This is a genomic window from Streptomyces sp. NPDC006309 (assembly GCF_040613095.1).
Taxonomy (GTDB): domain Bacteria; phylum Actinomycetota; class Actinomycetes; order Streptomycetales; family Streptomycetaceae; genus Streptomyces.
On record NZ_JBEXRO010000006.1, the window covers coordinates 24517 to 39072 of the forward strand.

Annotated in this window: 9 protein-coding genes; 7 read left to right on the forward strand and 2 right to left on the reverse strand. The window is 71.5% G+C overall.

Annotated features, from left to right (window positions below; genetic code table 11):
- Window positions 1–64: 64 nt before the first annotated feature.
- Complete coding sequence (locus ABZ117_RS10900; RefSeq protein ID WP_356819419.1) at window positions 65–2227, reverse strand: SpoIIE family protein phosphatase; 2163 nt, start codon at window positions 2225–2227, stop codon at window positions 65–67.
- A 334-nt stretch (window positions 2228–2561) separates the two neighbouring features.
- Here ABZ117_RS10900 and ABZ117_RS10905 point away from each other — a divergent pair, with 334 nt between their 5' ends.
- Both ABZ117_RS10905 and ABZ117_RS10910 read left to right on the forward strand, forming a co-directional pair.
- The gene (locus tag ABZ117_RS10905; RefSeq protein WP_356819420.1) at window positions 2562–3134 is read left to right on the forward strand and encodes a PadR family transcriptional regulator; all 573 of its coding nucleotides are present in this window, start codon (window positions 2562–2564) and stop codon (window positions 3132–3134) included.
- 153 nt (window positions 3135–3287) lie between these two features.
- Window positions 3288–5012 (forward strand): acyl-CoA dehydrogenase family protein, encoded by a 1725-nt coding sequence (locus ABZ117_RS10910; protein ID WP_356819422.1) that lies wholly within the window; start codon window positions 3288–3290, stop codon window positions 5010–5012.
- A 104-nt stretch (window positions 5013–5116) separates the two neighbouring features.
- Here ABZ117_RS10910 and ABZ117_RS10915 read toward each other — a convergent pair whose 3' ends face one another.
- Window positions 5117–7723: a PA14 domain-containing protein gene (locus ABZ117_RS10915; protein ID WP_356819423.1), complete on the reverse strand. Its 2607-nt coding sequence runs from the start codon at window positions 7721–7723 to the stop codon at window positions 5117–5119.
- A 469-nt stretch (window positions 7724–8192) separates the two neighbouring features.
- Between ABZ117_RS10915 and ABZ117_RS10920 the strand changes: the two genes are divergently transcribed.
- From ABZ117_RS10920 to ABZ117_RS10940, 5 genes are all read left to right on the forward strand, one after another.
- Complete coding sequence (locus tag ABZ117_RS10920) at window positions 8193–9224, forward strand: LacI family DNA-binding transcriptional regulator (RefSeq protein WP_356819424.1); 1032 nt, start codon at window positions 8193–8195, stop codon at window positions 9222–9224.
- Window positions 9225–9731: 507 nt separating this feature from the next.
- On the forward strand, window positions 9732–10829 hold the full coding sequence (locus ABZ117_RS10925; RefSeq protein ID WP_356819425.1) for an ABC transporter substrate-binding protein: 1098 nt from the start codon (window positions 9732–9734) through the stop codon (window positions 10827–10829).
- Window positions 10830–10910: 81 nt separating this feature from the next.
- Window positions 10911–12470, forward strand: a complete 1560-nt coding sequence (locus tag ABZ117_RS10930; protein ID WP_356819427.1) for a sugar ABC transporter ATP-binding protein — start codon at window positions 10911–10913, stop codon at window positions 12468–12470.
- Complete coding sequence (locus ABZ117_RS10935; RefSeq protein WP_356819428.1) at window positions 12463–13425, forward strand: ABC transporter permease; 963 nt, start codon at window positions 12463–12465, stop codon at window positions 13423–13425. The genes ABZ117_RS10930 and ABZ117_RS10935 overlap by 8 nt, the downstream gene beginning before the upstream one ends.
- Entirely contained in the window at window positions 13422–14456 is a 1035-nt protein-coding gene (locus tag ABZ117_RS10940) for an ABC transporter permease (protein ID WP_356819429.1), read from the forward strand. Before ABZ117_RS10935 ends, ABZ117_RS10940 begins: the two co-directional genes overlap by 4 nt.
- The last annotated feature ends 100 nt before the right edge of the window (window positions 14457–14556 follow it).

Sequence of the window (14556 nt, forward strand, 5' to 3'; positions counted from 1 at the left end):
CCGCTCTTGCGCCCGCGTACGCCCACGCCCGCGTACGCCCGCGCGGCCCCGTCCCGCGCCCCGGTCACCTCCTGACTTCCGCCCAGACCACCTTGCCAGTGTCCGTCCACCGCACCCCCCACCGGCTGGTCAGTCTGTGCACGACGTTCAGGCCCCGCCCGCCGTCGTCGAGGAGGCCGCCCCGGCTCAGCCGTGGCCTCCCGTTGCCCGTGTCGCCCACCTCGCACAGCAGGCCGTGACCGGTTCTGATCAGTCGTACCGTGACGGGCCCCGTGGCGAAGCGCACCGCGTTGGTGACCAGCTCGCTGACCAGGAGCGGCACGTCGTCCCGGGTGTCGTCCCTGGTGGGCCAGTTGCGCAGCACCGCCGCGACGTACGCGCGGGCACGGGCGGGCGCGTCGTCGCGGGCGGGTATCCGCCAGGTGACGGTGTCCCCCTTGCGGTAGCCGATCATCCGCGCGAGCAGCAGGGTCACGTCGTCACGCCGGCGCACGGGCGTCAACGCGGAGACGATGTGCCGTGCGGCCTGTTCCAGGGCGTCCCAGGGGTGCACCGCGGCCACGGCATCCGCCAGTCTGCCGATGCCCTCGTCGATCGACAGGGCCGGATCCTCCACCAGGCCGTCGGTGTACAGGGTGAGCAGGGAGCCCGGGGGCGCGCCGAACGTGTGCACGTCGAACGGCTCCCGCAACGCGAACTCGGCGCCCAGACCGGGGTGGGGGCGGATCGCGAGCGGGCCCGCGTGCCCGTTCGGGAGCACCAGGATCGGGGGGAGGTGGCCGGCGCTGGAGAGCGCCACGTGGTGGCCGACCGGGTCGTAGAGGGCGATGCAGCAGGTGGAGCCGAGGGCGCTGTAGCCGGCCGCCAGCCCGGACTCCGCGTCGTCCAGCAGCGTCACGGTCTCGTCCAGGTGCTCCAGCACCTCGTCGGGTGCCAGCCCCGCGGACAGCAGCGCGCGGGCCTCCATGCTCAGCTGGCCCATGGTGGCCGCGGCTCCCAGGCCGTGCCCGACGACGTCACCGACCACCAGCGCGGTACGGCCGTCCGGCAGCGGGAAGCTGTTCACCCAGTCGCCGCCGACGCCCGCGCTGTCGGGGGTGGCGGGCTGGTAGACGCTGGCGATCTCGACGGTGTCGCCGCCGGTCCGGGGCAGCAGCCGGCGCTGCAACGCCAGCACCTGCGTGTGCTCGCGCTGGTGCTGACGGGCCAGGTCGACGTGGTGGGCGGTCCTGGCCACCAGTTCCTGGAGGTCGAGCAGCTCGCTGTCGCGGAAGGGGCGGTCCGCCCGCCGCCAGACCTCCGCCACGCCCAGCACGACGGGCGGTGCGCAGTCCAGGACCAGTGGTATGCACGCCACGCTCGCCGACCGGTCACCGGGCACCAGGGCGCGTATCACTCGCGGACTGCCGAGTACCCGCTCCACCGCTGCCCGGTCGGGTAGGACGATCGCCTGCGGGGCGTCGTCCCGGCGCACCGCCTGCGCCAGCAGGCGGCTCGCGTCGCTCGGCAGATCGTCGCCCGGAGTCACATAACCCTCCGGCCACGCCCGGTCCGGCACCAGGGCCGCCCGCCGTAGCCGGATGCGCCCCCGCGCCTGCTCGGTCACTCCCTCGCCCGTCCACACGGAGAAGTCCAGGTCGACGGCGGCCACGTCTCCCCACGCCAGCAGGGACTCCGCCAGCGACTGCGCGGTCTCGCCGATGTCCAGCGAGGTGCCGACCGCGGTCTCGGCGGCGTACAGGTGCAGCCTCGTGGCCATGGCGATCACGGAGACGGTCAGACCCTCCTGCGGCGCCGCGGCGGGCAGGATGCTCATCGAGACCACCAGCTCGGACCCGTCGCCGCGCCGCAGACGCTGGATCCGGGCGACATGCGCCTCACCCGTCTCCAGTACCTGCCGCAACCGCCGCGTGACCGTCGGTACGTCCCCGGGGGGCAGGAGATCGACGAAAGAACTGCCCGCCGGGGCGTCCAGACCCGCGAAGACGGGGGCGTCCAGATTGCAGCGGGTGACTCTCAGATCCCTGCCCAGGTTGACCACGCCGAGGATCTGGTCGTGACGGTCGGCTCCCGGGCCGTCGGGCACGCGTCGGCCGGCCGTGCGGTCGCCCTGCGCGTCGGCCGGACCGGTGCCCCGGGGCGCTCCGCCGCGCGGGATGTAGCGCCCCAGGGCACCGCTGACCAGTTCGAAGGGCGAAGAGGACGAGGGGGAGGGTGTGGAGTCCATACGGCTCTCTCGGCAATCCCCGGCACAGCACCGGGGCCGTACTCGCAACCGTGCGACGGGGCCCCGAGATCCCTGACCGCACACCTCATTGAATAACACCGGGGGCCGCTGCGCCCACAGCGGCGGATCGCGCGCCGCGTGTGCGGTGCCGCGAGCGGTGTCGGCCGGGACGGACTCCGCGAGCCGGCCGACACCGCCCCGCGCGACCGGCCACCCGCCCGAGACCCGCCCGGCGTCGTCCGGCGGCCCTCCTGGCGGCCGAACATGGTGAGCCGCGTCGCATCGGAGCGGGGGAGGCTTGCTGTGCAACGAGTTGCATAGCAGGATCGGTGTCATGGCGCTCGAACACGCGATCCTGGTGTCGCTCCTGGAGAAGCCCGGATCCGGCTATGAGCTGGCCCGGCGTTTCGAGCGGTCCATCGGCTATTTCTGGACCGCGACGCACCAGCAGATCTATCGCGTGCTCAAGCGCATGGAGAACGACGGCTGGGTCGACGCCCGGGAGGTCCCGCAGCAGGGCCGGCCGGACAAGAGGGAGTACTCCGTCGCCGACCTCGGCCGGGCGGCGCTGTCCTCCTGGCTGCACGATCCGATCGAGCCGGAGAGCGTCCGCCACGACCTGGCCGTGAAGATCCGGGGCGCCGCCTTCGACGACCCGGCCGCCCTGATCCGGGAGGTGGAGCGGCACCGGCAGGCACACCGGAACCGGCTGGCGCGCTATCTCGCGGGCGAGGTCCGGGACTTCATCGGGCCCGAGGCGGAGACAGCCGGCACGGAGACGCCGCTCGACGCGGAACGAGAGCTTCAGCACGTCGTCCTGCGCGGCGGCATCGCGTACGAGCGGATGATGATCGACTGGCTGGACGACGTGCTCGCCACACTGGCCCGGTTCGGGCCGGGCCGCTGATCGCCGCCGCGCCCGCGCCGGCCTCCCGGTGCGCCGGGCCTGCCGCCGGTCCTCCCGGTCCGCCGTCCCCTCCGCCGGGCCTCCCGGTCCGGCCCCTGCCCAGCCGTCGAACCTTCGATCCCCCTTTGTCCACCGGCCGAAAGGCGTCCCACCATGGCTGACCAGCTGCTGTTCAACCCGCGCGGCTACGACCCCGCGCACTTCGACCCCGAGACGCGCCGCTTGCTGCGTGCCACCGTCGACTGGTTCGAGGAGCGCGGGAAGCGGCGGCTGCTGGAGGATTACCGGACCCGCGCGTGGCTCGGTGACTTCCTCGCCTTCGCCGCGAAGGAGAACCTGTTCGCCACCTTCCTGACGCCGTCGTCCGCAGCGGGCGAGGGGGAGCCGGACAAGCGGTGGGACACCGCCCGGATCGCTGCGCTCAACGAGATCCTCGGCTTCTACGGCCTGGACTACTGGTACGCCTGGCAGGTGACGATCCTCGGCCTCGGCCCGGTCTGGCAGAGCGACAACGCCGCCGCTCGTGCCCGGGCCGCGCGACTCCTCGCCCAGGGAGAGGTGTTCGCGTTCGGCCTGTCGGAGAAGACCCACGGCGCCGACATCTACTCCACCGACATGCTGCTCGAACCCGACGGTGACGGGGGCTTCCGCGCCACCGGCTCCAAGTACTACATAGGCAACGGCAACGCCGCCGGACTCGTCTCCGTCTTCGGCCGCCGCACCGACGTAGAGGGCCCGGACGGCTATGTGTTCTTCGCCGCCGACAGCCGTCACCCCGCCTACCACCTGGTCAAGAACGTCGTCGACTCCTCGAAGTTCGTCAGCGAGTTCCGCCTGGAGGACTACCCCGTGGCGGCCGAGGACGTCCTGCACACCGGCCGCGCCGCCTTCGACGCCGCCCTCAACACCGTCAACGTCGGTAAATTCAACCTGTGCACCGCCTCGATCGGCATCTGCGAGCACGCGATGTACGAGGCCGTCACCCACGCCCACAACCGCGTCCTGTACGGCCGCCCCGTCACCGCCTTCCCGCACGTGCGGCGCGAGCTGACCGACGCGTACGTCAGGCTCGTCGGCATGAAGCTGTTCAGCGACCGTGCCGTCGACTACTTCCGCTCCGCCGGCCCGGACGACCGCCGCTACCTGCTCTTCAACCCGATGACGAAGATGAAGGTGACCACGGAGGGCGAGAAGGTCATCGACCTCATGTGGGACGTGATCGCGGCCAAGGGCTTCGAGAAGGACAACTACTTCGCCCAGGCGGCGGTGGAGATCCGCGGCCTGCCGAAGCTGGAAGGCACGGTCCACGTCAACCTGGCGCTGATCCTCAAGTTCATGCGCAACCACCTCCTCGACCCGGTCGACCACCCCGGCGTGCCGGCCCGCCTCGACGCGGCCGACGACGACTTCCTGTTCCGGCAGGGACCGGCCCGCGGCCTCGGCTCGGTGCGCTTCCACGACTGGCGGCCCGCCTTCGAGGCCTACGCGCACCTGCCCAACGTGACCCGCCTGCGCGAACAGGCCGACGCGCTCTGTGCGTTCGTCGCCACCGCCGCCCCCGACGCGGAGCAGAGCCGCGACCTCGACCTCCTTCTCGCGGTCGGTCAGCTCTTCGCCCTCGTCGTGCACGGGCAGCTCGTCCTGGAACAGGCGGCCCTCGCCGGACTCGACGAGGACGTGCTCGACGAACTCTTCGCCGTTCTCGTGCGGGACTTCTCCGCGCACGCCGTCGAACTGCACGGCAAGGACTCGGCGACCGAGGCGCAGCAGGAGTGGGCGCTGGGTGCCGTCCGGCGACCGGCCGTCGACGAGGCGCGCACGGAGCGGGTCTGGCAGCGGGTCGAGGCGCTGTCCGGCACGTACGAGATGGCTCCGTAGACGCGCCGGCACAGCACCGGGGAGGCCGGGCCGCGCGAGCCGCCCTCCGGCCGGTCGGGGTACGGCTCCGTGAGCCGCACCCCGACCGGTGCCGTCCGGTTGCGTCAAGTGGTCGGGCAGCCGGCCGGGGTGGCCCGCGACGCGTCGTCGATCAGCGCCCGCTGGGCCGCCTGGAGCCGCTGCACATCGGGCTTGACGACCGTACGGTCGTAAGTCGTCAGGCCGTTGAGCTCGCCCTCGACGTCCGAGATCTGGGTGTAGACGGCGCCGTTGCCGCCCTCGCAGGCCAGCGCGTGCACCTCGGCGAGCTTCGCCAGATAGTCGTCGGTGTAGCGGGCCGGGTCGACGTCGACGTACGACTGCTGCACCGGCCAGGCGTGGCCGGGCACCGCGAGACCGAGACCGCCGTACTCGCCGCTGACCAGGGCACGCCTGCCGTCGGGGTGCGGTGGCAGCGCCGGGCTCGGGTAGCCGTGTTCGTCCATGATGTCGCCGGTGCCGCCGTCCGCGCCGAGGTTGAGGCCCGACATGCTGTCGACCAGCCGGGTCGGGTCCCAGGACTTGGCCTGGTCGGCGATGCGGGCCATGTCGTACTGGCCCCAGCCCTCGTTGAAGGTGACCCACATGACCACCGACGGGCTGCTGATGTGCTCGTCGATCATCTGCCTCATCTCGTGCTCGTACTCGGCGCGTTGGGCGGACGTGTCGGGCACCCTGCTCATCGCCGGCATGTCCTGCCAGACCAGCAGGCCGAGCCGGTCGGCCCAGTAGAACCAGCGGTCGGGTTCCACCTTGATGTGTTTGCGGACCGCGTTGAAGCCCATCGCCTTGTGCATCTTCAGGTCGTGGGCGAGGGCAGCGTCGGTGGGCGCGGTGTACAGGCCGTCCGGCCAGAAGCCCTGGTCCAGCGTGGCCATCATGAAGACGGGCTCGCCGTTGAGGACGGTGCGCGGGACGCCGTTCACCTTCTCGACCGCGATGGAGCGCATCCCGAAGTAGCTGCCGACGCGGTCGCCGCCGACGCGCACCCTCAGGCCGTACAGGAAGGGGTCGCCGGGTGACCACAGGTGCGCGTGCGGGATCTTCAGCGTGAGGGGTTCGCCGCTGCGGCCGACGGCCGTGGCGACCTTGCGGTGACCGTCGTACGCCGTGGCCCGCACCGGGAGTCCGGCCCGCACGCCCCGCGGCTCGACGGTGAGCGTTCCCGCGGGGACGTCCGGGGTGAGCTTGAGGGTGTCGACGTGGTCGGCCGCGACCGGCTCCATCCAGACGGTCTGCCAGATGCCGGACGACGGGGTGTACCAGATGCCGCTGGGGTCGGTGCGCTGCTTGCCGACCGGCGGGTTCTCGCCGGCGGCCGCGTCCGTCGGGTCGTGGACGCCGACGATCAGCTCCTGAGTGCGGCCGGGTTCGAGGGCGCCGGTGATGTCGGCGGTGAACTTGTCGTAGCCGCCCTTGTGTTCGGCGACCTTCGTGCCGTTGACGTACACCTCGGCCTGCCAGTCGACGGCCCCGAAGTTCAGCTGCAGGTGCTTGCCCGAGCCGATCCTCCAGTCGGCCGGGACGGTGAAGGTGCGCCGGTACCACATCCGGTCCTCGTGCCGTTCGATCCCCGACAACTGGGACTCGACCGGGTACGGGACGAGGATCCGCTCGCGCAGTCGCTTGCCGACCGGGGGCCGCTCGCCGGGGGCGGCGGCGGCGAACTGCCAGGTGCCGTTCAGGTTCCGCCAGGTGTCACGGGTGAGCTGGGGGCGGGGGTACTCGGGGTGGGCGTTGCCGGGAGTGACCTCGTCCGCCCACGGGGTGCGCAGTTCGTGCGTGGAGTGGTTGGGGCCGCTGCTCCAGAAGGCTCCGACGGCCTTGCCGTCCCGGGTGCCGAGGCCGCCCCTGCCGTCGTAGTGGACGTCGGCGAGGCCGGGCGCGGTGCCGGTCCTGTTGCCGACCACGGGCTCCTTGAGCGCCACGAGCAGGGACCTGGGGTCGCCCGGGTCGGCCGTGGCCGTGCCGAGCGGCCACTCGGCTCCGCCGATCACGGCGTCGATGTGGTCGGTGACGCCGGCCGGCGGCGCGGCGAGTGCCTGGGCGAAGTCGAGCTTGAGGGTGCGGCCGTCCTTGAGGACGGTGGCGGCCAGGGCGCCGTCGTAGTCGAAGCCGTCGGGCAGACGGAAGGCCGACGACGGGATCGCCTCCTCGGCCTCTCCCGGCTCGGTCCAGCGCAGGTGGAGGTTGGAGCCGCCGAAGTGCTCGAAGTACTCGACCTTGACGTCGTACGCCTTGCCGGCCGTCAACTCCACCGGCTGGGAAGTCTGTTCGTTGTCCCAGTCGTCGACCCAGTGGTCGATGACCGGCTTGCCGTCGATCCACAGCCGGAAGCCGTTGTCGCCGGTCATCGAGAAGGTGGTGGGGCCGGTCCTCTCCGGTACGACCTTGCCGGTCCAGCGGACGCTCACGTCGTCGTTCCGGCCGGTGGCGGACCGGAGACGGGGCTCGAGGTCGCGGAAGTCGATACCGGGGTCGAAGGCGGTCGCCTTGAGTTCGTGGAAGTCGAAGGCTCCGGGTGCGGACTGGGTGTAGTACTCGCCCTTGAGGCCGTGGGGTTCCAGGGGGGAGCCGGCGGCCGTCGCGGACGGCGCTGCGGCGAGACCGGTGATGCCGAGAGCTGCGGTGAGCAGCATGGCCAGTCGCTGTCGGCTTCTGCTGGGGTGCACTTGTCTCCTTGGGGGGTGAGCTGATCGATGGCTCGTCGAGACGTTGTACAACGTTGGAAGGAGAGAGCAATGGGCATGACAGCATGGCGTCCGGCCGCCTGTCCAGAGGCGTGCGCGCCGGAACGGTCCGGGCAGGGGCGCACGCCGCCTCGGCGGTGTGACGGCGCGTCATGTCCGTAGACCGGCGACGGGCTCCCGCAGCACACTTCTCCCCACGGTCCATGGCCGGCGACTCAGGAGTCACGGCACTTGTTCGCGTGACGTCATCGCTCCGGAAGCGGTGGTGGTCCGGCCCCGCGCACACCCGCCGAGGACGGGCGGCGGTGCGGTACCGCTTGCCTTGTCAGTGTGACGAAACCGCATGTATAACGTTGTAAAACCAGCGCGGAAGGGCTCGGCCGCACGGCTCACGGCGGCGACGCCGGACCCGTACCGGCCACCCGGGTCGGGTCGCTCAGAAGGGACGAACGTGCGGGTCAGCCTCAAGGACGTCGCCGCGCACGCGGGGGTCTCCATCAAGACCGTCTCCAACGTGGTGAACAACTACCAGCACGTCACCCCCGCCATGCGGGAACGCGTCCAGCGCTCCATCGACGCGCTCGGCTACCGGCCCAACCTGGCCGCCCGGCACCTGCGCAAGGGGCGCACGGGCATCATCGCGCTCGCACTGCCCGAACTCGGCAACCCCTACTTCGCCGAACTCGCCGCCACCGTCATCGACGCCGCCGCCGAACACGACTACATCGTGCTGCTCGACCACACCGGCGGACGGCGCGAACAGGAGATCCTGGTCAGCCAGGGATTCCGGGCACGGGTCATCGACGGACTGATCCTCAGCCCGATCGAACTGGAAGCCGGCGACCTCGGCGACCGCACGGAGAACGTGCCGCTGGTCCTGCTCGGCGAGCGGGAGTACGACCTGCCCTACGACCACATCGCCATCGACAACATCGCCGCCGCCCGCACCGCCGTCCGGCACCTGATCGACCTGGGCCGCCGGGAGATCGCGTTCATCGGCGCCCGGCGCGGCCGCAGTGAGCCCGCCCAGCTGCGCGTGCGCGGCTGGCGCGAGGAGCTGACCCTGGCCGGACTGCCCGCCGATGACGGGCTCGTCGCCGCCACCGACGGCTGGGGGCACGCGGAAGGCGCGGAAGCCATGGCGCGCATCCTGGAGACGGGGAGGCGCCCCGACGCGGTCTTCGCCTACAACGACCCGATGGCCATCGGCGCGATGCGGGTGCTGCACGAGTGGGGTCTGCGGGTGCCCGAGGACGTCGCGGTGGCCGGATTCGACGACGTGGTCGAAGGACGGTTCGGCGCGGTGACCCTCACGTCCGTCTCACCGGACAAGGGGGCCATCGGCCGGCTCGCGGTGGAGTCGGTGCTGGCTCGGCTCGGCGGCAGGGCTCCCGAACCCCGGCGCATCCGGGTCGACCACCGGCTGGTGGAGCGGGAGAGCACCGTGGGACGCCGAGCGACCGGCGGCGGCACGAGCGATTGACCGCACCGGCGGGGGTGCCGCACCCCGTGGGTCGCGGCGCCCTCTTCGGGGGCCGAGCGTCCTCGCGGTCGACGGACGGCAGGCGCGGCCTCGCCGGCGACGGGGGAGGGGCGGCCGACCGGCTGGTGCGGAGCGCATGGTGCCGCGTGGTCCAAGGTCACATGTCGGTTACACGGCAGGGTAGTTCACGGGTCCGGGGACGGCCGCGGCCGATCGGCGCCTGTGACACACCGCATCACTGAAGTCCCTGTTCAGTACGTGTTTCGCGTCGCCGCGCGGTACGCCGCGGCCGGTGGGTTCGCGGCGAGCCGGCCCGGCCCCGGCCGCGTCCCGGCTCCCGGCCTGATGTCCGTACGCGGTGCGCAAGGGGTTTACAGCCCTCTTCCAACGATGTAAAAACCTGCTTGCGGCGGACCGGACAGCGTCCTGCGCCGGGGGAGAAGCACCGCTCGTGCCCGTCTGATGCCTCCTCAGTTCCCTTCACGCGTCGCCCGGATCGGGGTCACCATGCAGCGCACCACTCACCGTCCTCACCTCCTCACCCGTCCCGTGCTGGTCGCCCTGGCCGCAGCGGTGGCCCTGACCGCCACCGCGTGCACCAAGTCGGAGGACGACGCCTCGGGCAAGCCGCGCTCCACGGCGGCCGCGGACGGCGCCGAGCAGAAGGTCGTCACGCCCGGACCCGGCAGCAAGAGCTGCACCATCGGCGCCTACGGAGCGAAGAAGACCGACCTGAGGAACGCGACCGTCGGCTTCTCCCAGTCGGAGAAGGAGGCCAACCCGTTCCGCATCGCCGAGACGCGGTCCATCAAGGACGAGGCGAAGAAGCGGGGAGTCAGACTCCTGACGGCCAACGCCCAGTCGCAGTTCTCCAAGCAGATCAGCGACGTGCAGGACCTGCTCGCCAAGGGTGCCGACCTGCTGGTCATCGCCCCGCTCAACTCCGACGGCTGGGACCCGGTGCTCCAGGCCGCCGCCGCCAGGAAGGTGCCGATCGTCACGATCGACCGCAAGATCAACGCGAAAGCCTGCAAGGACTACGTCTCCTTCATCGCCTCGGACTTCGTCGAGCAGGGCCGGCGTGCCGCCGACCGGATGATCGAGGCGACGGGCGGCAAGGGCGAGGTCGCCATCCTGCTGGGTTCGGCCGGGAACAATGTCACCACCGAGCGCACCAAGGGCTTCAAGGAGCGGATCGCCGCGAAGGCCCCCGGCCTGAAGGTCGTCTTCGAGCAGACCGGTGACTTCGCCCGCGAGAAGGGCCAGCAGGTCACCGAGCAGCTCATCCAGTCCGAGCCCGGTATCAAGGGCATCTACGCGGAGAACGACGAGATGGGCCTGGGCGCGGTGGCCGCGCTCAAGGGTGCCGGCAAGAAGGCCGGCGACATCAAGATCGTCACGGTGGACGGCACCCGCAACGCCGTCCAGGGCATCGTCGACGGCTGGGTCAGCGGTGTCATCGAGTCCAACCCGCGCTTCGGTCCACTGGCGTTCCGGACGCTGGACACGTTCACCAAGGGCGGCGAGGTCCCCCAGGACATCGTCATCCAGGACAGCGCCTACGACAGCGGCAACGCCAAGCAGGACATCGGCAAGGCGTACTGACCCACGGGTGGGCCCGATGCCGACCGGGCCCTCCGCACGCTCACGTCACTCCCCTTCTCCCCGCTCTGCCTGGAGGCACAGGTGGCACCCCCCGCCGAGATCCTCGCCGTCCGCGGACTGACCAGGAACTTCCCCGGTGTCCGCGCCCTCGACGGTGTGGACCTCACCCTGCACCCCGGTGAGGTGCACGCCCTCATCGGCGAGAACGGCGCCGGCAAGTCCACCCTCATCAAGGTGCTGACCGGCGTGTACCGGGCGGACGCCGGCGACATCACCTTCCAGGGCCGCAAGGTCTCCTTCGCCACGCCGCTGGAGGCCCAGAAGGCCGGCATCTCCACCATCTACCAAGAGGTCAACCTCATCCCGCTGCTGAGCGTGGCCCGCAACCTCTTCCTCGGACGCGAGCCCCGCAACCGCCTCGGCCTGCTGGACCTCGCCCGCATGCACCAGGAGGCCGGGGAGAGGCTGCGCACCTTCGGCGTCCGGGTGGACGTCCGGCAGCCGCTGCGGACCCTCGGCGTCGGCGCCCAGCAGATGGTGGCCCTCGCCCGCGCGGTCGCCGCGGACGCCCGGATCGTCATCATGGACGAACCGACCTCCTCCCTCGAACCACGCGAGGTGCGGACCCTGTTCGCGGTGATCCGCCGCCTGCGCGAGGCGGGCATCGCCGTCGTCTACGTCAGCCACCGCCTGGACGAGCTGTACGCCGTGTGCGACACCGTCACCGTGCTGCGCGACGGACGCCGCGTGCACCACGGCCGGCTGGCCGACCTGCCCCGCCTCGAACTGGTCTCCACGATGCTCGGCCGTGAACTCGGCGAGGTCCGCCAGGAAGGTCTGACCAAGTTCACCGGCGACCACCACGCGGCCGGCGCCCAGCCGGTGCTGGAGGCAGCGGACCTCACCGTGCCGCACAAGCTGCACGGCGTGTCCGTGAGCATCCGGCCGGGCGAGGTCGTCGGCCTCGGCGGGCTGCTCGGCTCCGGGCGTACCGAGACGGCGAAGGCCATCTCCGGTGCCCTGCCGGTTCGTTCCGGCAGTGTCATGGTCGCCGGGATCCCGGTGCGCGGCGGTTCCACGCCCGGCGCCATCCGGGCCGGCATCAGCCTGCTGCCCGAGGACCGCAAGAGCGAGGGCATCGTCCCCGGTCTGTCGGTCCGGGAGAACATCGCGCTGGCCGCCCTGCCCCGGCTCTCCCGCTTCGGCCTCGTGTCCGAGTCCCGTGTGGACAGCATCGTCGACACCTTCATCGAGCGGTTGCGGATCAAGGCGTCGTCACCGCACCAGAAGGCCGGCGAACTGTCCGGCGGCAACCAGCAGAAGGTACTGCTCGCCCGCTGGCTCGCGATGAACCCCAAGGTGCTGCTGCTCGACGAGCCGACGCGCGGCATCGACGTCGGCGCCAAGGCCGAGGTGCAGAAACTCGTGGACGAACTCGCCGCGGACGGCCTGGGCGTCCTGCTCATCTCCTCCGACCTGGAGGAACTGATCGAAGGGTCCGACCGCGTGGTCGTACTGAAGGACGGTGCCGTCGTCGGCGAACTGACCGGCGACGACGTCACCGAGAACAAGCTGATGCGGGCCATCGCCGGGGACGCCCCGGCGCGGGACGCGGTGAAGGAGGCGGGCACCGATGGCTGAGGCCACGCTCCGCACCACCCCGCTGGACAGGGCCCGCGTCCTGCCATGGCTGCAGACCTACGGCGTCTACGCGGGCGTCGCGCTGCTGCTGGTCGTCAACGTCCTCATCACGCCGCACTTCCTGTCCGCAGAGAACTTCCGCACCCAGGCCGTCCAGGTCGCCCCGGTGATCATCGTGGCGATCGGCATGGCCCTGGTCATCGGCACCGAGGGCGTCGACCTGTCCGTCGGCGCCGTGATGGCACTGGCGGCCTCGGTGACCGCCCTCTACCTCGGCTACGGCCTGCTGCCGGCGCTGCTGATGGTGGCGCTGTTCGCCGCCGGCGCAGGCCTCGCCAACGGGGTGCTGGTCGCGTTCGTCGGGGTCCAGCCCATCGTCGCCACCCTCGCCCTCATGGTCGGCGGCCGCGGCCTCGCCCTGGTGCTGCTGCCGCAGCTGGAGGACGTGCGCAACCCCGCGCTGGTCTCCCTGGGGTCGGGCGACCTCCTCGGCATTCCCTGCCTGATCCTGATCGCGGCGGCGCTGGCACTGCTGGTGGCCCTCGTCGTCCGCCGCACCGCCTTCGGGCGCCAGCTCCTCGCCATCGGCGACAGCCGCCCCGCGGCCCAGCTCGCCGGCCTGCCCGTACGCAGGGTCCTCATCCTCGTCTACGTCGCCTGCGCGCTGCTCGCGGCCGTGGCCGGCGTGCTGGCCACCGCCCGGCTCCAGGCCAGTGACCCGACCTCGCTGGGCAACCTGATGGAACTGTCCGCCATCACCGCCGTCGTGGTCGGCGGCACCCCGCTGACCGGCGGCCGGGTCGACATCGCCGGCACGGTGGCCGGCGCGGTCCTCATCCAGCTGCTCACCGCCACCCTCATCAAGCACGATCTGCCGCCCTCCTGGACCCAGATCGCCCAGGCCATAGTGATCGTCGCCGCGGTCTACGCGGCACGCGGACAGGGGAAGCGATGACCGCCACCAGGACGGACCCACCCGTGACCACCGCGAGCGGCGAACCGGCGGGCGGCTCGGAGCCGGTGGGCTCAGCGCGTTCCGAACGGCTGAGCGCGCTGGTCCAGCAGCACGGCGCGCTCGCGGTGCTGGTGATCGTCTGCGTCATCGCCTCGGCCGGCTTCGACACGTTCGCCACCGGCGACAACGTCTCCAACATGGCGACCGGTTCGGCGTTCCTCGCCGTCATCGCCCTCGGTATGACGTTCGTCATCATCACCGGCGGCATCGACCTGTCGGTCGGTTCCCTCTTCGCGCTCGGCGGCGTCCTGGCGGCCTGGGGGTCCCGGCACGGCACCCTGGTGGCACTGCTGCTGCCCCTCGCCGTCTGCGGCCTCATCGGCGTCGTCAACGGCCTGCTCGTCGCCCGCTCCCGGCTGGCCCCCTTCATCGTCACGCTGGCCGCCATGCTGGGGGCGCGCGGACTGATGCTGGCGCTGACGGACGAGGGCGCCCAGACGTACCTGATCGGCAAGGGCTCGTTCCTCGCCGAACTCGGCCAGGGCAGCACCCTGGGCGTCGGCAACCCGGTGTGGATCACGGTGGCGCTGTTCGCCGCCGGAGCCGTGGTGCTGCGCCGCACCCGGTTCGGACAGCACGTGTACGCGGTCGGCGGCAACGAGGACGCGGCGGCCCTGATGGGCGCGCCCGTGGCCCGTACCAAGATCCTCGTCTACACGCTGTCCGGCGTCCTGGCCGGGCTGGCCGGGGCCCTCAACGCCGCCTGGCTGGCCTCCGGCGTGACCATCCTCGGCAACGGCATGGAACTGGACGCCATCTCCGCGGTCGTCATCGGCGGCACCCTGCTCACCGGAGGCCTCGGCTACGTCAGCGGTTCCCTGGTCGGCGTCCTGCTGCTCAAGGTGATCCAGAACGTCATCAACCAGATCGGCTCCCTGGACTCCTCCTACCAGCAGGTCGTCAGCGGCGCCTTCCTGGCCGTCGTCGTGATCGCGCAGACCTGGCTGGGCCGCAAACGGCAGCTCATGTGACGAACCCCGGAGGCGGCGGCCATGCCTCTCTCGTGCCCCGGCTGCCGCGTCCGCTCCGGGCGGCCGTCTTCGTGCCCGCCGCCTTGACCCTGCGGGAGCC